The sequence below is a fragment of the Stenotrophomonas indicatrix genome (assembly GCF_050573115.1).
In the GTDB taxonomy this organism is placed as follows: domain Bacteria; phylum Pseudomonadota; class Gammaproteobacteria; order Xanthomonadales; family Xanthomonadaceae; genus Stenotrophomonas; species Stenotrophomonas lactitubi_A.
Map to the genome: position 1 here is coordinate 70,147 of NZ_JBNYZT010000008.1, position 20,117 is coordinate 90,263.

General features: G+C 67.6%; 16 protein-coding genes. 12 read left to right on the plus strand and 4 right to left on the minus strand.

What is annotated here, in order from left to right; all coding sequences use genetic code 11:
- The first annotated feature begins 4 nt into the window (after window positions 1-4).
- The 9 genes from ACQ5SA_RS17630 to ACQ5SA_RS17670 all read left to right on the plus strand — a co-directional run bounded on the left by ACQ5SA_RS17630 (window position 5) and on the right by ACQ5SA_RS17670 (window position 9,655).
- Complete coding sequence (locus ACQ5SA_RS17630; RefSeq protein ID WP_499315297.1) at window positions 5-1,279, plus strand: NAD(P)/FAD-dependent oxidoreductase; 1,275 nt, start codon at window positions 5-7, stop codon at window positions 1,277-1,279.
- Window positions 1,267-1,821: a DUF3261 domain-containing protein gene (locus tag ACQ5SA_RS17635; RefSeq protein WP_499315299.1), complete on the plus strand. Its 555-nt coding sequence runs from the start codon at window positions 1,267-1,269 to the stop codon at window positions 1,819-1,821. Before ACQ5SA_RS17630 ends, ACQ5SA_RS17635 begins: the two co-directional genes overlap by 13 nt.
- The gene (locus ACQ5SA_RS17640) at window positions 1,818-3,005 is read left to right on the plus strand and encodes a beta-ketoacyl-[acyl-carrier-protein] synthase family protein (protein ID WP_499315300.1); all 1,188 of its coding nucleotides are present in this window, start codon (window positions 1,818-1,820) and stop codon (window positions 3,003-3,005) included. The genes ACQ5SA_RS17635 and ACQ5SA_RS17640 overlap by 4 nt, the downstream gene beginning before the upstream one ends.
- Window positions 3,002-3,460 (plus strand): hotdog family protein, encoded by a 459-nt coding sequence (locus ACQ5SA_RS17645; RefSeq protein ID WP_499315301.1) that lies wholly within the window; start codon window positions 3,002-3,004, stop codon window positions 3,458-3,460. The genes ACQ5SA_RS17640 and ACQ5SA_RS17645 overlap by 4 nt, the downstream gene beginning before the upstream one ends.
- Window positions 3,457-4,188 carry a 3-ketoacyl-ACP reductase FabG2 gene (locus ACQ5SA_RS17650; RefSeq protein WP_499315302.1) on the plus strand — a complete coding sequence of 244 codons (732 nt, stop codon included), beginning with the start codon at window positions 3,457-3,459 and terminating at the stop codon, window positions 4,186-4,188. The genes ACQ5SA_RS17645 and ACQ5SA_RS17650 overlap by 4 nt, the downstream gene beginning before the upstream one ends.
- Window positions 4,188-5,426 carry a beta-ketoacyl-ACP synthase gene (locus tag ACQ5SA_RS17655; RefSeq protein ID WP_230112251.1) on the plus strand — a complete coding sequence of 413 codons (1,239 nt, stop codon included), beginning with the start codon at window positions 4,188-4,190 and terminating at the stop codon, window positions 5,424-5,426. Before ACQ5SA_RS17650 ends, ACQ5SA_RS17655 begins: the two co-directional genes overlap by 1 nt.
- A gap of 37 nt (window positions 5,427-5,463) precedes the next feature.
- Window positions 5,464-5,904, plus strand: coding sequence for a hypothetical protein (locus ACQ5SA_RS17660; RefSeq protein ID WP_025877987.1), 441 nt, complete (start codon window positions 5,464-5,466; stop codon window positions 5,902-5,904).
- A gap of 159 nt (window positions 5,905-6,063) precedes the next feature.
- Window positions 6,064-6,324, plus strand: coding sequence for a YcgL domain-containing protein (locus ACQ5SA_RS17665; protein ID WP_176022324.1), 261 nt, complete (start codon window positions 6,064-6,066; stop codon window positions 6,322-6,324).
- The gene (locus tag ACQ5SA_RS17670) at window positions 6,317-9,655 is read left to right on the plus strand and encodes an ankyrin repeat domain-containing protein (protein WP_499315303.1); all 3,339 of its coding nucleotides are present in this window, start codon (window positions 6,317-6,319) and stop codon (window positions 9,653-9,655) included. Before ACQ5SA_RS17665 ends, ACQ5SA_RS17670 begins: the two co-directional genes overlap by 8 nt.
- Window positions 9,656-9,825: 170 nt before the next feature.
- Here the strand turns inward: ACQ5SA_RS17670 and ACQ5SA_RS17675 are convergent, their stop codons facing one another.
- Window positions 9,826-11,604: a monovalent cation:proton antiporter-2 (CPA2) family protein gene (locus ACQ5SA_RS17675; RefSeq protein ID WP_230112249.1), complete on the minus strand. Its 1,779-nt coding sequence runs from the start codon at window positions 11,602-11,604 to the stop codon at window positions 9,826-9,828.
- A 342-nt stretch (window positions 11,605-11,946) separates the two neighbouring features.
- On the opposite strand from ACQ5SA_RS17675, the gene mgtE reads away from it, so the two are divergent.
- Window positions 11,947-13,317, plus strand: a complete 1,371-nt coding sequence (mgtE, locus tag ACQ5SA_RS17680; protein ID WP_176022321.1) for a magnesium transporter — start codon at window positions 11,947-11,949, stop codon at window positions 13,315-13,317.
- A 155-nt stretch (window positions 13,318-13,472) separates the two neighbouring features.
- Window positions 13,473-16,193 carry a bifunctional acetate--CoA ligase family protein/GNAT family N-acetyltransferase gene (locus tag ACQ5SA_RS17685; protein WP_346602543.1) on the plus strand — a complete coding sequence of 907 codons (2,721 nt, stop codon included), beginning with the start codon at window positions 13,473-13,475 and terminating at the stop codon, window positions 16,191-16,193.
- 447 nt (window positions 16,194-16,640) lie between these two features.
- Here ACQ5SA_RS17685 and ACQ5SA_RS17690 read toward each other — a convergent pair whose 3' ends face one another.
- Window positions 16,641-17,021 (minus strand): YbjQ family protein, encoded by a 381-nt coding sequence (locus ACQ5SA_RS17690; RefSeq protein WP_100553975.1) that lies wholly within the window; start codon window positions 17,019-17,021, stop codon window positions 16,641-16,643.
- Between the two features lie 131 nt (window positions 17,022-17,152).
- Here ACQ5SA_RS17690 and ACQ5SA_RS17695 point away from each other — a divergent pair, with 131 nt between their 5' ends.
- Window positions 17,153-17,860: an alpha/beta fold hydrolase gene (locus tag ACQ5SA_RS17695; RefSeq protein WP_499315304.1), complete on the plus strand. Its 708-nt coding sequence runs from the start codon at window positions 17,153-17,155 to the stop codon at window positions 17,858-17,860.
- A 116-nt stretch (window positions 17,861-17,976) separates the two neighbouring features.
- On the opposite strand, the gene dkgB is transcribed toward ACQ5SA_RS17695, so the two are convergent.
- Both dkgB and ACQ5SA_RS17705 read right to left on the minus strand, forming a co-directional pair.
- Window positions 17,977-18,786 carry a 2,5-didehydrogluconate reductase DkgB gene (gene dkgB, locus ACQ5SA_RS17700; protein ID WP_499315305.1) on the minus strand — a complete coding sequence of 270 codons (810 nt, stop codon included), beginning with the start codon at window positions 18,784-18,786 and terminating at the stop codon, window positions 17,977-17,979.
- Window positions 18,787-18,871: 85 nt separating this feature from the next.
- A complete protein-coding gene (locus ACQ5SA_RS17705) occupies window positions 18,872-20,086 on the minus strand; it encodes an MFS transporter (RefSeq protein WP_108267738.1) in 1,215 nt (404 codons plus the stop codon).
- Window positions 20,087-20,117: the final 31 nt, after the last annotated feature.

Sequence of the window (20,117 nt, forward strand, 5' to 3'; positions counted from 1 at the left end):
ACCGATGACTACTGCTGTGGATGCCGCTGATTCTTCCAGCCACGAAGACGTGGAACGTACCGAAATCCTGATCATCGGCGCCGGCCCGGCCGGTTCGGTGGCCGCGGCGATGCTGCGCCAGCAGGGGCGCAAGGTGCTGATGCTGGAGCGCCAGCAGTTCCCGCGCTTCTCCATCGGCGAGAGCCTGCTGCCGCAGAGCATGGAATACATCGAAGCGGCCGGTCTGCTGCAGGACGTGGTCGAGGCGGGCTTCCAGTACAAGAATGGCGCGGCCTTCGTGCACGGCGAAGCACGCACTGCGTTCGACTTCAGGAAGAAGTTCTCGCCGGGCTGGGGCACCACCTACCAGGTGCAGCGCGCCGACTTCGACAACGTGCTGGCGCGTGGCGCCGAGCGCATGGGCGCGACCCTGCGTTTCGGCGACGAAGTGCTGGCAGTCGAACCGGGCGAGCAGCCGGTGGTGAACGTGCGCCGCCCGAATGGCAGCGAGTACCGCATCGAAGCCGATTTCATCCTCGACGCCTCCGGCTTCGCACGCCTGCTGCCGCGCCTGCTCAACCTGGAATCACCGTCCAACTTCCCGGTGCGGGGTGCGATCTTCTGCCACGTGCGTGACAACATCCCGGCCGAAGCGGACTTCGACCGCAACAAGATCCTGATCACCACCCATCCCGAGCACATCGACGTCTGGTACTGGACGATCCCGTTCTCCAACGGTTGCTGCTCGCTGGGCGTGGTTGCCGAGCCGTCATTCTTCGAGCGCTACGAAGGCGATGATCTGCAGAAGCTGCAGGCCATCGTCGGCGAGGACCCGAACCTGACCTCGCTGCTGGCCAATGCCGAATGGGCCGTGCTGCCGGTGCGCCGCATCACCGGCTATTCGGCCAATGTCAGCTCGCTGTGGGGCCCGGGCTATGCGCTGCTGGGCAACGCCGGCGAGTTCCTCGATCCGGTGTTCTCTTCCGGCGTCACCATCGCGTTCAAATCCGCGCAGCTGGCCAGCGAATGCCTGAAGCGCCGCTACGCGGGTGAAACGGTCGACTGGGAAAACGACTTCTCGATTCCGCTGCGCGCCGGCGTGAAGACCTTCCGCCGCTTCGTCGAAAGCTGGTACCAGGGCGGCTTCCAGAAGATCATCTACCACCCCGACCAGCAGCCGCAGGTGCGCGACATGATCAGCTCCATCCTGGCCGGTTACGCCTGGGATACCAACAATCCGTATGTGGCCGACGACAGTGGCCGCCGCATGCGTGTGCTGGAGGAACTGTGCAGCGCCTGATTGCCCGCCTCTCTGCGGTCCTGCTGTGCCTGCTGCTGGCCGCCTGTGCCAGCCGCATGCCGCGGCCGCTGGTCGAACTGCCGCCGTTGCGGCTGGCACCGTCCAGCCTGCCGGCACCGTTGGCCCTGCAGCAGCAGCTGCACTTCCGCTTCGGCAGCCACGAGCGTGATCTGGACGCGCTGTTGGAAGCCGACGCGCAGCAGGTGCGGCTGGCGGTGCAGGCGATGGGCCAGACCGGCGTGCGCCTGCAGTGGGATGGCCAGCAGCTGACCCAGCAGCGTGCACCATGGCTGCCGCCACAGGTGCGCGCCGAACGCGTGCTGGATGACCTGCAGTTCGCGCTGTGGCCGACCGACGCCATTGCCGCCGCGCTGCCGGCAGGCTGGCACGTGAGCGATGACGGCCGCCAGCGCAGCCTGTCGCGCGACGGCGCCGTGTGGCTGCAGCTTCAGCGCCTGGCCGATGGCAGCGTGCAACTGGATAACCGCGCCGAGGGCTACACCCTGCGCATCGAATCGATCGACATGGCCGGCCAGGAATGAAGAGCGCGCCCATTTTCCTCAACGACCTCGGCGTGGTCTGCGCGTTGGGTGACGGCCGCGCCGCAGTGGCGGCTGCGCTGTTTGCCGACGTGCCCGGCGGGTTGAGCGACAACGCTACCCTGCTGCCAGGTCGCACTCTGGCGCTGGGCGAAGTGCACAGCCCGTTGCCGACGCTGGAAGCCCTGCCGGTGTCCCTGCGTGGCCGCAACAATGCGCTGCTGGACGTCGCCCTGGCGCAGATTGCGCCGGCCGTTGCCGATGCCATCAGCCGTTACGGCGCCGAACGCGTGGCCGTGGTGCTGGGCACCAGTACCTCGGGCATCGGTGAATCCGAACAGGCACTGCGTACCCGCGCCGAGCACGGCCATTGGCCCGAAGGGTTCGACTACGCACAGCAGGAAATGGGCACCGCCGCGCAGTTCGTGCGGGAGCGCAGTGGCGCGCTGGGCCCGGCCTGGACGCTGTCCACAGCCTGTTCGTCCAGCGCCAAGGCGTTGATGTCGGCTGCGCGCATGCTGCGTTCGGGCATCGTCGATGCGATCATCGCCGGTGGTGCCGATTCCCTGTGCCGGTTCACCGTCGCTGGATTCAGTGCGCTCGAATCGGTGTCGGCGCAGCGCTGCAATCCGTTCTCGCAGCATCGCTGCGGAATCAACATCGGCGAGGGCGCCGCGCTGTTCCTGCTGACCCGCGAACCGGGTCCGGTCAGCCTGGCGGGATGGGGTGAGTCAGCCGACGCACACCATATGTCCGCACCGGATCCGCAGGGTCTGGGTGCCATCGATGCCCTGCAGCAGGCGTTGCAGCGTGCCGGCTGGGCGCCTTCGGAAGTGGATTACGTGAACCTGCATGGCACCGCGACCGGCCACAACGACGCGATGGAAAGTCTGGCGGTGGCGCAGGTGCTGGGCACCGATGTGCCGGCCAGTTCGACCAAACCACTGACCGGGCACACGCTGGGTGCATCCGGTGCGATCGAAGCGGCGCTGTGCTGGATCCTGCTGGCCGAGAATCCGCAGCAGCAGCTGCCGCCGCACTGGTGGGACGGCGTGGCCGATCCGGCGCTGCCAGCGTTGCCGCTGGTGGCCCCGGCAACGTTCCTGCAGCAGTCGCCGCGACGTGTGCTGAGCAATTCGTTCGCCTTCGGTGGCAGCAATGCCGTGCTGGCACTGGAGCGCCGATGAACCTGCCGCTGTATGCCATCGAAGAGGTGGTGCCGCACCGCCAGGACATGTGCCTGCTCGACCGGATCCTGCGCTGGGACCAGGACGGCATCGAGGCGGAGCTGGTGGTGCCCGAGGCCGGCCTGTTCATCGAAGACGGCGCTGTTCCGGCCTGGGTCGGCATCGAATACATGGCCCAGGCCATCGCGGCCTGGGCCGGCTGCCGTGCGCGCACGGCCGGCAATCCGCCGCAGCTGGGCTTCCTGCTCGGCAGCCGGCGCTATACCAGCACGCGCAGCAGCTTCCCCAGCGGCACCCGCCTGCAGGTACAGGCGCGTTGCGAGCTGTTGGGCGACAATGGATTAGGGATGTTTGCCTGCCGCATCCTGGCAGGCGAAGAAGAATGGGCGGTTGCCAACGTGTCGGTGTTCGAACCGGCCGACTCGATGGCCTATCTGGAGAGTGGACAGGCATGACAGGAAATCGAAGCGTGCTGGTGACCGGCGCGAGCCGGGGCATCGGCCGGGCCATTGCGCTGCGTATCGCGCGCGATGGCTTCGACGTGGTGGTGCATTGCCGCAGCCGTGTGGAAGAAGCACAGGCAGTGGCCGACGAGATCCAGGCACTGGGCCAGCAGGCCCGCGTGCTGACGTTCGACGTGGCCGATCGTGCCGCCGCACGTGCCGCGCTGGAAGCGGACGTGGAGGCACATGGCGCCTATTACGGCGTGGTGTGCAATGCCGGCATCGCCCGTGACGGCGCCTTCCCGGCCCTGTCCGAGGATGACTGGGATCAGGTGATCCACACCAATCTGGACGGCTTCTACAACGTGCTGCATCCGCTGATCATGCCGATGGTGCGGCGGCGCAAGCCCGGCCGCATCGTCACCCTGTCCTCGGTGTCCGGCGTGGCCGGCAACCGTGGCCAGGTCAATTACAGTGCGGCCAAGGCCGGCATCATCGGTGCCAGCAAGGCATTGGCGCTGGAGCTGGCCAGCCGTCAGATCACCGTCAACTGCGTGGCCCCGGGCCTGATCGAGACCGACATGCTCAACGAAGAAGTGGTCGAACACGCATTGAAGCTGATCCCGGCCGGCCGCGTCGGCCGTCCCGAGGAAGTGGCGGCCACGGTCGCGTTCCTGCTGTCCGAGCCGGCCGGGTACATCACCCGCCAGGTGATCTCGGTCAATGGAGGGATGATCTGATGGCCGCCGATCGTCGCGTGGTGGTCACCGGTGCCGCGGCCATCAGTCCGCTCGGCCACGACTGGCCGACCATCCAGGCACATCTGCGCAGCTGCCGCAACGCGGTGCGTTCGATGCCGGAATGGGATGTGTATGCGGGCCTGAACACCAAGCTGGCCGCACCGGCGCAGGACTACGAGCTGCCACCGAACTACAACCGCAAGACCACCCGCTCGATGGGCAAGGTTGCGATCATGTCGGTGCGCGCCACCGAGGTTGCCCTGCGTGAGGCAGGCCTGTTCGAGCACCCGGTGCTGCGCAGTGGCCGCACCGGCGTGGCCTACGGCTCATCGTCGGGCAGCCACGAGGCCACCGGCGAATTCGGTCGCATGCTGCATGAGTTCACCACCGACGGCATCAGCGCCACCACCTACCTGAAGATGATGAGCCACACCGCGCCGGTCAACATCGGCGTGTTCTTCGGCTTGTCCGGGCGTGTCTACACCACCTCCAGTGCCTGTACGTCGGGCAGCCAGGGCGTGGGCGCGGGCTACGAAGCGATCCGCAGCGGCAAGCAGACGGTGATGGTGGCCGGTGGCGCGGAGCAGCTCGACGCCACCGCCGCGGCCGTGTTCGACACCCTGTTCGCCACCAGCACGCGCAACGATGCACCGCACACCACCCCGCGCCCGTTCGATGCCGGCCGTGACGGCCTGGTGCTGGGTGAGGGTGCCTGCACGCTGATCCTGGAGGATCTGGAACACGCGCAGGCACGCGGCGCGACCATCCTTGCCGAGATCGTGGGCTACGGCACCAACAGCGACGGCCAGCACGTCACCCAGCCCAGCGCCGACACCATGGCCCAGGCCATGCGCCTGGCATTGGAAGACGCCGGTCTGCAGCCGGCGCAGATCGACTACGTGAACGCCCACGGCACGGCCACCGACCACGGCGATATCGCCGAGACCCAGGCCACCGCCCAGGTGTTCGGCAGCCGTGTGCCGATCAGCTCGTTGAAGAGCTACGTCGGCCACATGCTGGGCGGTTGCGGTGCGTTCGAAGCCTGGATGAGCATCGAGATGATGCGCGCCGGCTGGTTCGCGCCGACCCTGAACCTGGTCGAGGTGGACCCGCGCTGCGGCCAGCTCGACTTCATTACCGGGCAAGGCCGCGAGCTGCAGGCCGAGTACGTGATGAGCAACAACTTCGCCTTCGGCGGCATCAACACCTCGCTGGTGTTCCGCCGTTGGAACGCGTGATCCCGCCGTACCCGCACCTCAACAAGGAGACGTTCCGATGCGCCGCACCCTGCTGATCGCCACTGCCACCGCGCTGCTGGCCCTGACTTCCACCGCTTCGGCGCGCGATACCCGCGTCGAACAGTCCCTGCGCGAACTGATCAGTTCGCAGGCCGCCAAAGATGCCGGCATCGACGGCAGCGTGCGCTTCTACCTGGCCGGCCAGCCGGTCAGCGTGCAGCAGCGCCTAGGCGAAGACGTGACCAACAAGAAGACCAACGCCGCCAACAAGAGCGACGTCGAGGCCTGCAACTGGGTTGCCCTGTCGGCGCTGCTGGCCCTGCAGGACGGCGCCAAGTCGCGCGGCGCCAACGCCGTGGTCGACATCGTCAGCTACTACAAGAAGAACGAGTTCAAGAGCGCGACCAACTACGAGTGCTGGGCTGGCACCTTCGTTGCCGGCGTGGCCTTGAAGGGCACCTACGCCAAGGTCAAGTAAGCGCAGTCGACCGGGGGCGCTGGCTGAACGGCGTCGCCACATTGCTGAACCTCACCGGGGAAACGCCGTCGATCGCGCCGCCATCGTCGCGTGACGGCTTTCCCCGGTGTCGGCTTTCCGACACAATCACGGCTCTTCCCGGGTTATCGTCCCGTGGACATGCACGCCTACGTCTATAAAAGCCAACTCAAGCCGGACACCTACGTCTATCTCGCCCGACGCGATGACTTCAGCGCTTTGCCTGCGCCGCTGTCGGCGTCGTTGGGTTCGCTCGTCTTCGTGCTGGAAGTGACCCTGGACGCGCAGCGCCGGCTGGCCCAGGCCGACCCGGCCAAGGTGCGCAGCGAATTGACCGAGCGCGGGTTCTATCTACAGGTGCCACCGTCGGTGAGCAGCATGATGCTGCGCCACTATGACTGAGCTTTCCCGCTCCCGCGCTCTGTCGCTGGCCTTCATCCTCGGTGCTTTGCTGGCGCTGGGATCGGCGCTGGGTGGCCTGCCCGGCGCGGTACTGGCGGCCTTGGCACAACCGGCGTTCGCGCTGGGGATATCGTGGTGGCGGCGCAGCCGCGCGCTGCTGCCGCCGAAGGTGATCGCCCGCCAGGACCTGCCGGCACTGTTGGCGCTGTGGACCGCCGCGCCGTTGCTGCTGGCCCTGCTGCTGGCCTGGCCACTGGCTGCGCTGCGCGACAGCGGCAGCCTGGCCGCGGTGCTGGGCCTGAGCGTGCTGGTCAGCGCCGGCCTGCTGGCGGCCTGGCGCACCTGGCCGTTGTGGAACGATGTCGAGCGTCTCGATGGTGGCCTGGCCCAGCATTGGCAGGCGTTGGCTGGTCGTGACCTCAGCGCCTGGCGTGGTCTTGGCGTGGCGGCACTGGTGATGGCCCTGGCGGCTCTGGTGGTACTGCCGACCTGGCCGGACCTGCTGCCGGAAAGCGCGCGTTGGCCGTCGGCGCTGGCGGTGCTGCTGCTGTCGCCGCTGCTGCATCTGCTGCTGCAGCGTATTGCACCGGCGCCGCTGGTCTCGCTGCGCAGCGCGGTTGGCGCTGAACTGCCGGTCGATCGCGAAACGCTGTTCAGCGCGGTCGTGGACACCACGCCGCTGGAAGCCCTGGCGCCGCAGGAGCTGACCCCGGCCCTGTACGAAGCCGCACGCCACGGCCGCATCGACCGTGCGCTGCAGCTGCTGCAGGCCGGCGCCGATCCGTATTCCCTGCCTGACACGAACTGGCGCGACCAGCGCAGCCTGGCGGTGCTCGCCGCTGTACTGCCGGACCTGCGCCTGCTGCGTGAGCTGATCGGCCGCGGCGTCGATGTGAACGCGCCGCATCGCGGCATGACCCCGCTGCTGGCCGCGACCCGCGACAGCTGGCATGGGCGTCCGGAGGCGGTGATGACCTTGCTGGCCAACGGTGCCGATTCGCGCGCCACCGACAGTGAGGGCAACACGCCCCTGCACCATGCCGCGCGCAGTTCCGACCCGGGCGTGGCCGCGCTGCTGCGTGACGCGGCGGCTGAAGTCGACGCACTGAACCGCGATGGCTGGTCGCCGTTGGCGGTGGCCTGCCAGGTCGGCAACTGGCGCCTGGCGCGCTTCCTGCTGGAGCGCGGCGCCCGCAGCGAACCGGCTGACGGCACCCCGGTGCTGCTGGCTGCGGCCGCCACCGAAGACGATGATCCGGCCGGCGTGCAGCTGCTGCTCAAGCACAAGGCTCGTGCCGACGCGCGTGACCGCCAGCGCCGCAGCGCGCTGCATGAAGCGGCACTGGCCGGCCACGTGGACATCATCGGCGTGCTGCTTGCCGCCGGTGCCAACCTGGAAGCGCGCGACGCGCTCGGTCGTACTCCGTGGCTGGAAGCCGCACGTGCCGGTCGCGCGGCCGTGGTCGAGCATCTGCTGCCGCACAAACCCGACCTGATCGCAGTCGACACCGACGGCCGCAACGCGGTGCTGCTGGCAACGATGGCCGAGGACGTTTCGCCGCTGTTGATCAAGCGCCTGCTGGAACTGGGCATCGCCGCCGACGGCAGCGATCCGGCCGGTCGACGTGCGGTGGACTACGCCGCCGAAGCCGGTCGCTGGGCGATCGTGGCTCTGCTGGACCCTTCCTACCCGTTGCCCGCCGCCGTCAGCGATGGCCTGGCCGAGCGCGGTGAGGCGGCCAGTGCCAGCGGCCTGCTGCCTGATCGCCCGCCGTTGACCCTGCTGCGCGAGGCGCTGGGATTCGGCAATACCGATGGCATGGCCGCGCTGGCCAGGTTGTGCCAGCCGGAAGAACTGGGTGGCCTGCTGCTCGATCCGGAGCTGGCGCTGGAGCCGCGTGCGGTCGACTGGCTGCTCGCTCATGGTGCCGATCCGTACGTGCGTGACGCCTGTGCCGATACGCCGATGTTCGCGCTGCTGTCGCGTGGCATCGATGCCGTGCCGGCCCTGCAGGTGATGCTGCAGCATGGTCTGTCGCCGGCCGGCCGTGGTGGACTGGCGCGTTTCCTGGCCGCGTGCGCGCAGCACGACCAAGCAGCGCGTGGCCTGGAACAGCTGGCGCTGGAACTGCTGGAACGCGGCGCCGATCCGTTTGCGGCCTCGCCGGCCGGTGATCCGCCGCTGTCACTGGCGGTGCGCCTGGGCTGGCTGCGCCTGCAGCAGGCCCTGCTCACGACCGGCGTGGACCGTGAAGCACGCGACAGCCATGGCATGACCGCGCTGCATCTGGCCACCGCACTGGCGCGCGAAAGTGCTCTGAAGCTGCTGGTGCAGCACGGTGCCTCACCCGAAGCGCGTGCTGCCGATGGGCAGACGCCGCTGGGCGTGGCGCTGTCGATCGGTCGTCGCGATCTGGCTGATTGGCTGGACTGGCGGGTCTGGCCACTGCCGCGCAGGACCCTGCGCGAAGGCGATCTGCCGGCCGCCGCGATGGCCGGTGATGTCGATGCCGTGCGTCGTTTGAATGATCTCGGCTTTGCCATCGACGCCGTTGATGCGCAGGGCTGCACCGCGCTGCTGCGTGCTGCCGGCGGTGGCCATCTGGCCGTGGTCGACCTGCTGCTGGCGCGCGGCGCTGATCCGCAGCATGCCGCTGCCAGTGGTGCGACGCCGTTGTCGGCGGCGGTCAGCATGCGCCAGGTCGATATCGTCTCGGCCCTGCTTGACGCCGGGGCGCAGCTTGAACATCGCCTGCCAGGCGGGGTCACCGTGCTGATGCTGGCCTCGGCGCTGGGGCTGCCGGACATCGTGGCGCGCCTGCTCACCGCCGGTGCCGACGTGCATGCCGGCGATGCCCAGCAGCTGGCGCCGCTGCACTGCGCGGCCCTGTATGGCTTCAGTGCGCGCGACCGTTCGCGCCTGCTGGCGCTGCTCGATACCCTGCTGCTGGCCGGTGCAGAGCCGGACCAGGCCGCTGCCGGTGCGGTCACGCCGTTGCTGCTGCTGATGGGCGCGCGCGCCGAACCGGGCACCGCCTGCGACGAGCAGGTGGTGATGGCCGCCGTCGAGCGCCTGCTGGATGAAGACGTGAGCCTGGACGTGCGCGATCCGCGTGGCTTCGGCCCGCTGCATCTGGCCGCCCTGCACGGGTTGCCGCTGCTGGTGCAGCGCCTGCTGCGCGCCGGTGCCGACCCGGAAGCGCGCGATGGCTTGAACCGCAGCCCGCGCGAGATCGCGGTGATGCGCGGCTTCATCGACGTCGCCGCCGAGTTCGAGCCGCGCGTGCCGGGCGTATCGTCGATGGCCAGGTTCCTGCGCGACAACGGCTGACCGGCTCGGGGTCGGATCCCTTTCCAACGGAAAGGGCTCTGACCCCAATACCTTGGGATCCGACCCCTGGTGGGTGCTGACCGTTGGTCGGCAGGATGCTTTCAGTAGATCCACGCCATGCGTGGATGATCGTCCGGCGAAACAGAGAAGCATCCACGCATGGCGTGGATCTACTTGTCGTCGCTTTCCGCGTCCGCTTCGAACAGGTGCATCAGGTCGTTGCGGGCATCGCGCGAGGTCTGGATCACCGCCGCCTCGTCGTCGTAGACCAGGTACTGGTCGCGCAGCAGCTTCTCGTCGTGTTCGCGGAACTGCTGCACATGGCGCTCGGCCACGTTCGGGGCCACGCCCAGCGCGGTCAGCACGCGCCCGCTCATTTCCAGGCTGGTACCGAACACCTCGCGGAACGGTTCGGCCGACATGTCCATCAACCGCCACGCATGCTGGCGGTTGCGCGCGCGTGCCAGCACCGTCGCGTCCGGATACAGGCGGCGCACCATGCGCACCGCGCGCAGGTTGGTTTCCGGGTCGTCCACGGTGATCACGAACACGTCGATGTGCTCGCCACCGGCGGCGCGCAGCATCTCCGGCCGGGTCGGGTCGCCGTAGTACAGCTGGTTGCCGAAGCGGCGCAGGTCGGCCACCGTGTCCGGGTTCGCTTCCAGCGCCACGAACGGCACCTTCTGCGCGGTCAGCAGGCGCGCGATCACCTGGCCGAAGCGGCCCATGCCCGCAATCAGCACCTTCGGGCGATTGTCCGGCGCCACCTTGTCGGCCTCCGCCGCCTGCCGTGGCGCGGCCTTCTCCTCGCCGAGCAGGCGCAGCAGGGCGATCATCAGCAACGGGGTGATCGCCATCGACAGGCCGACGATCGCCACCAGCCGGTCATGGTTGGCATTGCCCAGCAGGTGCGCACGCTGTGCTTCGTTGAACACCACGAAGGCGAATTCGCCGCCCAGCCACAACACGCTGCCCAGCAGCAGCGACTGCCGGGAACTGAGCTTGGCAATGCGGCCGATGGCGTACAGCAGGCTGAACTTCACCACCAGCAGGATCGCCACACCCGCGGCGATCATCCACGGTTCGGCGGCGATGCGGTCCAGGTCGATGCCCATGCCCACGGCGATGAAGAACAGGCCCAGCAGCAGGCCCTTGAACGGTTCGATCTGCGATTCCAGCTCGTGCCGGAATTCCGAATCGGACAACAGCACGCCGGCCAGGAACGCCCCCAGGCTGGGGCTCAGGCCGGCTTCCTGCATGAACCAGGCGGTGCCCAGCACCACCAGCAGCGCGGTGGCGGTGAACACTTCCGGGCTGCGGGTGCGCGCGATGATGCCGAACAGGCGGCGCAGCACCGGCCGCCCGAACAGGATCACCACTGCCAGCGCACCCAGCGCGACGGCCGCATCTTCCCAGCGCAGCGTCTCGTTCTTGACCCCACCCAGCAGCGGAATCGCGGCCAGCAGCGGAATGGCGATCAGGTCCTGGAACAGCAGGATGGCAAACCCCAGCCGGCCGTGGTCGCTGTTGATCGCCTTGTGCTCGGACAGCAGCTGCAGGCCGACTGCGGTCGACGACAGCGCCAGCGCCACGCCCACCACCAGCGCGCTCTTCCACTGGAAGTGATCGAGCAGCAGCAGGCCGCCCAGCACCAGCCCGGACAGCGCCACCTGCGCCGCACCGGCACCGAACACCGAGCGCCGCATTACTTTCAGGCGGGCAGGGGACAGCTCCAGCCCGATCACGAACAGCAGCATAACCACGCCGATCTCGGCCGCGCCGAGGATGCGGTCGGCGTCCTGTACGAAGCCGAGGCCATCCGGCCCCAGCACCACGCCGGCCGCCAGGTAGCCCAGCACCGCGCCGAAGCCGAACTTCTTGAACACCGGCACCGCGATCACCGCGGCCAGCAGCAGGACCAATGCCAGTTCCAGACCACCGCTATGCATGGGAATACCTGGTCATCGGGAGGCCGGCTGTGCGTCCGTTCGGCGGGGGGAAGCGCGGCGGATGCCACTTGGGCATTATGCGCGCGCGGCTGTGTACGCACGAGAACGGCAGTGGGCCCATGGCCCGGTCACCGGTCGCGGGTTGACCTGCACCGACCGCAGGTCCAGACTGCCCGCCGCTGCCGGCATGTCCGTCAGTACACCCCTCCGGAGTCCCCAACCCATGTCCAGCGACAGTAGAAGTCGACCTCGGTCGACGCCAGCGATGGCCACCGCCTGACATCGGGACGGTTTGCCTGCGTTGGCGTTGCGCGATGTCGCACCCCATGAAGGCGAATCACCATGAACCAGAAGCAATTGCTGCGTCCGGTGGCCGATGCCGCAGCATTGTCGGCACCGCTGGCGAACTACAACACCGCCGACGCGGTGGAATTCCTCAACACGCTCGAACTGGAGCGCGCCGCCGAGACGCTGGCTGCGCTGTCGTTGCCGCGTGCAGTGAAGATGCTGGAGGCGCCGGAGCTGCACCGCAGTGGCGAACTGGTTGCCGCGCTGCCACCGGCACGCGCCGCCGCACTGCTGGGGTTGATGGCCGACGACCGTGCCACCGACATCGTCCACGAGCTGGATGAAGAAGAACGCGCGCGGCTGATTCCGCTGCTGGGCAACGAAGCCCGGCAGACCATCCAGAAGCTGCTGAGCTACCCGCCGAACACCGCCGGCGCGCTGATGACCACCGAGTTCGTCGCCGTGCCCGCCACCTGGACCGTGGCCCAGACCCTGCAGCACATCCGTCAGGTCGAGCGCACGCGCGAGACCGTGTATGCGATCTACGTCCTCGACCCGGCCAACCAGCGGCTGCAGCAGGTGGTGACCATGCGCCGGCTGATCACCGGCCTGCCGGAGGAATCGATCCTGGACGTGGCCCAGGTCAATCCGCCGGTGATGGTGGATGCGCAGATGGACCAGGAAGACGTGGCACGACTGATCCGCCGCCACGATCTGCTGGCGATCCCGGTGGTGGATGCGCAGCAGCACATGCTCGGCATCGTCACCGTCGATGACATCCTCGATGCACTGATCGAAGAGTCCACCGAAGACGCGCACAAGTTCGGCGGCATGGAAGCGCTGGACAAGCCGTACATGCAGATCGGCTTCTTCGAGATGCTGCGCAAGCGCGCCGGCTGGTTGAGCGTGCTGTTCGTGGGCGAGATGCTGACCGCCAGCGCGATGCAGCACTACGAGGATGAACTGGCGCGCGCAGTGGTGCTGACCCTGTTCATTCCGTTGATCATGAGCTCGGGCGGCAACTCCGGTTCGCAGGCCACCTCGCTGCTGATCCGCAGCCTGGCCCTGCGCGAGCTGCGCCTGCGTGACTGGTGGAAAGTGGCCCTGCGCGAAGTGCCCACCGGCATGGTGCTCGGCGCCATCCTCGGCTGCCTGGCCATCGTGCGCATCGTGATCTGGCAGCTCGGTGGCTTCCATGACTACGGCGAGCACTGGATCCTGCTGGCGATCACCATCGGCGCCGCGTTGGTGGGCATCGTCACCTTCGGTTCGCTGTCCGGGTCGATGCTGCCCTTCATCCTCAAGCGGCTGGGCTTCGACCCGGCCAGCGCCTCGGCCCCGTTCGTCGCCACCCTGGTGGACGTGACCGGCCTGGTGATCTATTTCAGCATCGCCGCGATGATCCTGCACGGCACGCTGCTGTAAGCGGGGGTCGGATCCCCTCGCTTGGCGAAGGGCTCTGACCCCAGAACCAGCATGCTCTGGCAGGTGCCGACCTTGGTCGGCGCGCAGGGGTCAGAGCCCTTTCCCGTGGAAAGGGATCTGACCCCATCACCACGGAATTTGGGTACCGTAGGCACATGAGTACCTACCACCTGCAGTCCGTGTTCCGTCCGCAGTCGGTCGCGGTGATCGGCGGCAGCCCGCGTGAGCGCTCGGCCGGCCGCGCAGTGATGCGCAACCTGCGTGGCACCGGCTTCCCCGGCAAGGTGGCATGGATCAACCCGCGCCATGCCGAGATCGATGGCATCCGCACGGTAAAGCGGCTGAAGGACCTGGACTGGGTGCCGGAACTGGTGGTGATCACCGCGCCGGCGGCGATCGTGCCGCAGGTGGTACGCACCGCTGCCGAACGTGGCGTGCAGGCCGCGATCATCCTCACCGCGCATCTGGGTGAAGGTTCGGGCTCGCTGTCCGAGCAGGTGGAAACAGTGGCGCGCAAGCATGGCCTGCGCATCCTCGGCCCGCACTGCCTGGGCGTGATCGCACCGCATGCACGGCTCAATGCCAGCATCGCCGCGCATTTCCCGCAGGCCGGCGACCTCGCGCTGATCTCCGAATCCTCGGCGATCGCCGCCGCCCTGGTGGAGTGGGGCGTGGCGCGCTCGGTGGGGTTCTCCGCCGTGGTTTCGCTGGGCGACACCATGGACGTGGACTTCGGCGACCTGCTGGACTATTTCGCCACCGACTACCGCACGCGCGCCATCCTGCTCTACGTCGAGCAGATCAAGGACGCCCGCAAGTTCATGTCGGCCGCACGCGCCGCTGCGCGTGCCAAGCCGGTGGTGGTGGTGAAGTCCGGGCGCGCCGAACGGGTGCAGCCGGGCAGCGCCGATACCCACGTGCAGGCACTGGCACGCGCCGATGATGTCTACGGCGCGGCATTCAACCGTGCCGGCCTGTTGCGGGTGAGCGCGCTGGACGAACTGTTCACCGCGGCCGAGTCGCTGGGCCGCCTGGGGACCTTCCCCGGGCGTCGTCTGGCCATCCTCAGCAACGGTGGCGGTGTCGGCCACCTGGCAGTGGACCAGCTGATCGCCCTGCATGGCACGTTGGCGCAACTGTCCGACAGCACCGTACAGAAGCTCGATGCAGTACTGCCGCAGGGCTGGTCGCGCAGCAACCCGGTCGACATCGTGGTCGATGCCGATGGTGATCGCTATGCCACGGCCATCGAGGCGCTGCTGGCCGACAACGAGAACGACGCGGTGCTGGTGGTCAACGTGCCCACGGCGTTCACCTCCTCGGCCGACGCCGCGCAGGCACTGACCCGCACGCTGGGCTTGCGCCCGCGCCATCACCGTGACAAGCCGGTGTTCGCGGTGTGGCTGGGCAACGACGACCAGGCCACCGCCACCCTCAATGCGGCACGCGTGCCGACCTATCCCACCGAAGCCGAGGCCGTGCGCGGTTTCCAGCATCTGGTGCGTTACCGCGAAGCACAGAACGCGTTGATGGAAACGCCGCCCAGCCTGCCGCAGGACTTCAGCGTGGATACCGTGCGTGCACGCGCGCTGGTCGAGGCCGCGCTGGCCAACGGTCAAGGCTGGCTGGATCCGCTGGCCACCCACGAACTGCTGAAGGCCTATGGCATCCCCTCCGCGCCGGTGATGCACGCACGCGATGCACACGAGGCGATGGACCTGGCGCAACCGTTGCTGGAGCGTGGCGCGACCGTCGCGCTGAAGATCCTGTCGCCCGATATTCCGCACAAATCCGAAGTGGATGGCGTGCGCCTGAATCTGGCGACGCTGCCGGCGGTGCAGAGCGCTGCGAAGGCGATCCTTGCCCGTGCGCGACAGCTGCGACCGGACGCCCGCATCGACGGCCTGCTGGTGCAGCCGACCATCGTCCGCCCGAAGGCACGCGAGCTCATCGTCGGCATCGCCGACGACGCCACGTTCGGCCCGGTAATCGTGGTCGGCCGTGGTGGCACGGCGGTGGAAGTGATCAATGACAAGGCGTTGGCGCTGCCGCCGCTGGACCTGCGCCTGGCCCACGAGCTGATCGGCCAGACCCGGGCCTCACGCATCCTCAAGGCCTACGGTGACGTGCCGGCGGCCGACGAGCGCGCGCTGGCGCTGGCGCTGGTCAAACTGGCGCAGCTTGCAGCAGATATTCCCGAAGTGCGCACGCTGGACATCAACCCGCTGCTGGTCGACAGCAAGGGCATCCTGGCGCTGGACGCGCGCGTGGCGGTTGCCCCGTCGCGCATCCTGCACAAAGGGCGTGGCCATCCGCGCTTCGCCGTGTTCCCGTACCCGAAGGAATGGGAGCGCACCATCGAGCTGTCCGACGGCGGTCGCGCGTTCGTACGCCCGGTGCGGCCGGAAGATGACGCGTTGTTCCGCGCGTTCTTCGCGCGCGTCAGCGACGAGGATCTACGCCTGCGCTTCTTCCAGTCGGTCAAGCACTTCAGCCACGAGTTCATCGCCCGCCTCACCCAGCTGGATTACGCGCGCTCGATTGCATTGGTGGCCATTGAACCGCGCAGCGGCGAAATGCTCGGCGCGGTGCGACTGCATGCCGATGCGGACTATCACCGCGGCGAGTACGGCATCCTGATCCGCTCGGACCTGAAGGGCCATGGCATCGGCTGGCGCCTGATGGCGATCATGATCGAGTACGCCAAGTGGCTGGGCCTGGACGTGGTGGAAGGCCAGGTGCTGCGCGAAAACAGCACCATGCTGGCGATGTGCCAGAGCCTGGGCTTCAAGACCAAACTGGACCCGGACGACCCGACGGTGATGATGGTGACGTTGCCGGTGCAGCAGGTGGAAGTGCCCGACGTTCCCGTGTGATCGGCACCTCGTTCATTTCACCTTGGCGCTTCTACTGGAACCAGAACTCCTCGATAACCTTGCTGCACGACTGATCCAGCTCCAGATGGAACGATCTGCGTTCCTGCATGGACAGCGGATCTGCAAGATCTTCCTGATGCAGCACGGCAAAACCGCGGCCGCCGGATACGGGGGGCGATGTGGCTACGAGATACGTTGTCGTATTCCAAGCCCTGGTACGCCGGACGTAGGCCTCCACGACACGTACGCATTCGGGCTGCTTCTGCGCAGCCAGTATGTTGGCTCTTACCGCCGCAGGCAGCGTGGCCAGACCATCCCTGGCGGAGGCATCACCTGAGGAGGGAGGGCAAGCCAAGCAAAGGAACAGCACAATCGTCGGCACTCTGGACATCACTGGCCTCGCAGGGACGGTAGATCCTCACATCCATCATGGCAGGGTTTCGCAGGTTACCGCAGCGGCTCGACCACCACCGCCGTGCCATAGCACAGCACTTCGGTCAGGCCGGTCATCACATCGGTGGCGTCATAGCGCATGCCGATGACCGCGTTGGCGCCCAGCTGCCGCGCGTGCTTGACCATGTCGCGGTAGGTTTCCTCGCGTGCCTGCTCGCACAGCTCGGTGTAGATGGTGATGTTGCCACCGAAGATCGTCTGGATGCCGCCGAGGAAGTTGCCCACGATCGAGCGCGAGCGCACGGTGATGCCGCGCACCACGCCCAGGTTGCGCTCGATGCGGTAGCCGGGCAGCTCGAAGGCGGTGGTCACCATCGAATCATCGAAGCGCGCTGCGGAGGTGGTGGGAGTGCCACTGTTGTAGGGGTCAGCCATGGTCGCGTCCGTGGAGCAGGGTAGGGTGGAGAGCCGCATCCTACCGCGCCGGTTCGCTGCCGGGCTCGCCCTGCAACGCAGTAGGCCATCTGCGGAATGGCCCTGTCACTGTACTGGCGCGACAATGCCCCATGACCTGCCGCATTCCCCTGCTGCTCCTCCCCGGCCTGCTCAACGACGCCGAACTCTGGCGCGCGCAGCTGGCCGACCTGGCCGATATCGCCGACTGCACCGTGGGCGACCAGACCCGAGGCGAGACCCTGCAGGCGGTGGCCGAGGACGTGCTGGCGCAGGCGCCCGCGCGTTTCGCGCTGGCTGGGTTCTCACTGGGAGGCTTCGTCGCCCAGCAGATCCTGCGCATCGCGCCGGAGCGCGTGATGCAGCTGGCCCTGATCGATACCTCTATCCATGCCGATTCCCCGGAACGCGCCGAACAGCGCCGCAGCCAGCGTGCCAGCGTGCGCCTGCCCGGTAAGTTCCACGGCTTCGGCGATACGCTGATGCGCAGCTACATCGACGCCTCGCGGCTGGACGACTACGTGCTGGTGCAGCGCGTGCGCGACATGACGGCGCGATTGGGTGCGGAAGTGTTCCTGCGCCAGAGCGCGCTGGAGCGCCTTGATGGCCACGACGTACTGGCCGGCTACCGCGATCCGCTGCTGATCGTCTGTGGTGCGAACGACCGCATCACGCCGTTGGCGGTGAGCGAGGAAATGCATGCGCTGGTGCCGCATTCGCAGCTGGTGGTGGTGCCCGATTGCGGGCATCTGGCGCCGATGGAAAAGCCGGAAGAGGTGAGTGCAGCGATGCGCGGGTGGTTGTTGCAGGGCGAGGGTTGAACCTACGCTTCTGGTAGGTGCCGACCTTGGTCGGCACGGTGTTTCATCGATCGACCAGAGGAAAGCGCCGACCAAGGTCGGCATCTACCAAAACCTGCCCGTGCCCGACGCTGGGATCAATCCCAGGCCGGCGCAATGCCTTCTGGGTTGGCCAGGCGATGGCCGCGGTCCAGCTTGGCGATCTGCGCCATGTCGTCCTCGGTCAGGCGGATCGCTGCCGCTTCCAGGTTGCTGGCCAGGTTCTCGCGCTTGGTCGACGAAGGGATGACCGCGTAATCCTGCTGCAGCGCCCATGCCAGTGCGATCTGCGCCGGGCTGGCCTGATGGCGGCCGGCGATGGCCTGGATCACCGGGTCCTTGATCACCTCGCCATAGGCCAGGCTCATGTACGCGGTGACGCGGATGCCGTTGTCCTGCAGGAACTTCACCAGCAGGCGGTTCTGCAGGTACGGGTGGATCTCGATCTGGTTGGTGGCGATCGCATCGGCACCGAGGATCTCAATCGCCTTGCGGGTCTGGGCGATGGTGAAGTTGGAGATGCCAATCTCGCGGGTCAGCCCTTGTGCCTTGGCTTCAGCCAGCGCGGTCAGATACTCCTCCATCGGCGTGTCGACCTTGTCGTTCGGCGACGGCCAGTGGATCAACGCCAGGTCGACATGATCGGTGCGCAGCTTTTCCAGGCTGGTGCGCAGGCTCGCCAGCAGCGCGTCGCGCTGGAACTCGGTGATCCACACCTTGGTGGTCAGGTAGATCTCGTCACGCGGCACGCCGGACTCGGCGATGGCCTGGCCGACCTCGGCTTCGTTGCCGTAGATCTGCGCGGTATCGATGGCGCGGTAGCCGACGTCCAGTGCGTTGCGCACCGAGTCGATCACGGTCTGGTCTTTCAGGCGGAAGGTGCCAAGGCCGAAAGCGGGAACGGTCATGGGGAACTCCAAAGCGGGGGAAGGAGGTGATCACAAAGGGTAGGGCAGGGGCCGTGTGCATGCCGGCAACGGTGCATTGCGCTCATCAATGTGCCGCCACCGTGATGCCGTCGGCGCGATCATCGATACCGTCGCGACGGTCCAGACGGCCACTCAGTACGGTGAGGCCATACGCGCCGACCACCACCAGTGCACCCAGCCACGGCGTGTGCATCAGGCCGATGTGTTCGACGACCAGGCCGCCCAGCGATGCACCCAGCGCGATGCCGATGTTGAAGGCGGCGATGTTCAGGCCCGAGGCCACATCGGTGGCCTGCGGTGCGTAGCGCTGTGCCTGCTTGACCACATACACCTGCAGGCCGGGCACGTTGCCGAACGCTACTGCGCCCAATGCCAGTACGGTCAGCAGCATCAGCCAGGTGTTGTGGGCGGTGAAGGTCATGACCAGCAGCACCACGGCCAGCAGCGCGAAGATGCGCTTCAGTGCGGGCACCGGCCCCATGCGGTCGGCCATGCGGCCGCCCCACAGGTTGCCGATCGCCACCGACACGCCATACACCAGCAGCACCAGGCTGACCGCGTTGGCCGAGAAGCCGGTGACGTCCTGCAGGATCGGCGTCAGGTAGGTGAAGGACAGGAAGGTGCCGCCGTAGCCGAGTGCGGTGATGGCGTAGACCATCAGCAGGCGCGGCTGCGCAAGCACGCCCAGCTGCTGGCGGAAGGTGGCCGGCGCGCTCTGCGCCAGGCCGCGCGGTACGAACAGCAGAGCGCCCAGCAGCGCGATCACGCCCAGCCCGGCCACGGCCAGGAACGTGGCGCGCCAACCCAGGTGCTGGCCGATGAAGGTGCCCAGCGGCACGCCGGTCACAAGCGCCACCGTCAGGCCGGTGAACATGATGGCGATGGCACTGGCGGCCTTCTCCTTCGGCACCACCGCGGTGGCGATGATCGAGCCGATGGAGAAGAACACGCCGTGGGCCAGGCCGGTGAGGATGCGGGCGACGATCAGCGAGGTGTAGCCCGGTGCCATCCACGCGATGACGTTGCCGAGGGTGAAAAGCACCATCAGCGCGACCAGCAGGGTCTTGCGCGGCACGCGGCCGGTGAGTGCGGTGAGCACGGGTGCGCCGACGGCCACGCCGAGCGCATACAGGGACACCAGCAGGCCGGCCGACGGCAGGCTGACCTGCAGGTCGGCGGCGATGGTCGGGATCAGGCCGACGATGACGAACTCGGTGGTGCCGATGGCGAAGGCGCCGAGGGTCAGCGCCAGCAGGGCGAGCGGAATGCCACGGATCATGACAGTGTCCAGAGGGAAGGAAGGGGCGCAG

Bases quoted from the DNA above. Each gene is read 5' to 3' on its own strand.
- ACQ5SA_RS17630 (WP_499315297.1), top strand. From the start codon at position 5: ATGACTACTGCTGTGGATGCCGCTGATTCTTCCAGCCACGAAGACGTG.
- ACQ5SA_RS17640 (WP_499315300.1), top strand. From the start codon at position 1,818: ATGAAGAGCGCGCCCATTTTCCTCAACGACCTCGGCGTGGTCTGCGCG.
- ACQ5SA_RS17645 (WP_499315301.1), top strand. From the start codon at position 3,002: ATGAACCTGCCGCTGTATGCCATCGAAGAGGTGGTGCCGCACCGCCAG.
- ACQ5SA_RS17650 (WP_499315302.1), top strand. From the start codon at position 3,457: ATGACAGGAAATCGAAGCGTGCTGGTGACCGGCGCGAGCCGGGGCATC.
- ACQ5SA_RS17655 (WP_230112251.1), top strand. From the start codon at position 4,188: ATGGCCGCCGATCGTCGCGTGGTGGTCACCGGTGCCGCGGCCATCAGT.
- ACQ5SA_RS17660 (WP_025877987.1), top strand. From the start codon at position 5,464: ATGCGCCGCACCCTGCTGATCGCCACTGCCACCGCGCTGCTGGCCCTG.
- ACQ5SA_RS17665 (WP_176022324.1), top strand. From the start codon at position 6,064: ATGCACGCCTACGTCTATAAAAGCCAACTCAAGCCGGACACCTACGTC.
- ACQ5SA_RS17670 (WP_499315303.1), top strand. From the start codon at position 6,317: ATGACTGAGCTTTCCCGCTCCCGCGCTCTGTCGCTGGCCTTCATCCTC.
- ACQ5SA_RS17675 (WP_230112249.1), bottom strand. From the start codon at position 11,604: ATGCATAGCGGTGGTCTGGAACTGGCATTGGTCCTGCTGCTGGCCGCG.
- mgtE (WP_176022321.1), top strand. From the start codon at position 11,947: ATGAACCAGAAGCAATTGCTGCGTCCGGTGGCCGATGCCGCAGCATTG.
- ACQ5SA_RS17685 (WP_346602543.1), top strand. From the start codon at position 13,473: ATGAGTACCTACCACCTGCAGTCCGTGTTCCGTCCGCAGTCGGTCGCG.
- ACQ5SA_RS17690 (WP_100553975.1), bottom strand. From the start codon at position 17,021: ATGGCTGACCCCTACAACAGTGGCACTCCCACCACCTCCGCAGCGCGC.
- ACQ5SA_RS17695 (WP_499315304.1), top strand. From the start codon at position 17,153: ATGACCTGCCGCATTCCCCTGCTGCTCCTCCCCGGCCTGCTCAACGAC.
- dkgB (WP_499315305.1), bottom strand. From the start codon at position 18,786: ATGACCGTTCCCGCTTTCGGCCTTGGCACCTTCCGCCTGAAAGACCAG.
- ACQ5SA_RS17705 (WP_108267738.1), bottom strand. From the start codon at position 20,086: ATGATCCGTGGCATTCCGCTCGCCCTGCTGGCGCTGACCCTCGGCGCC.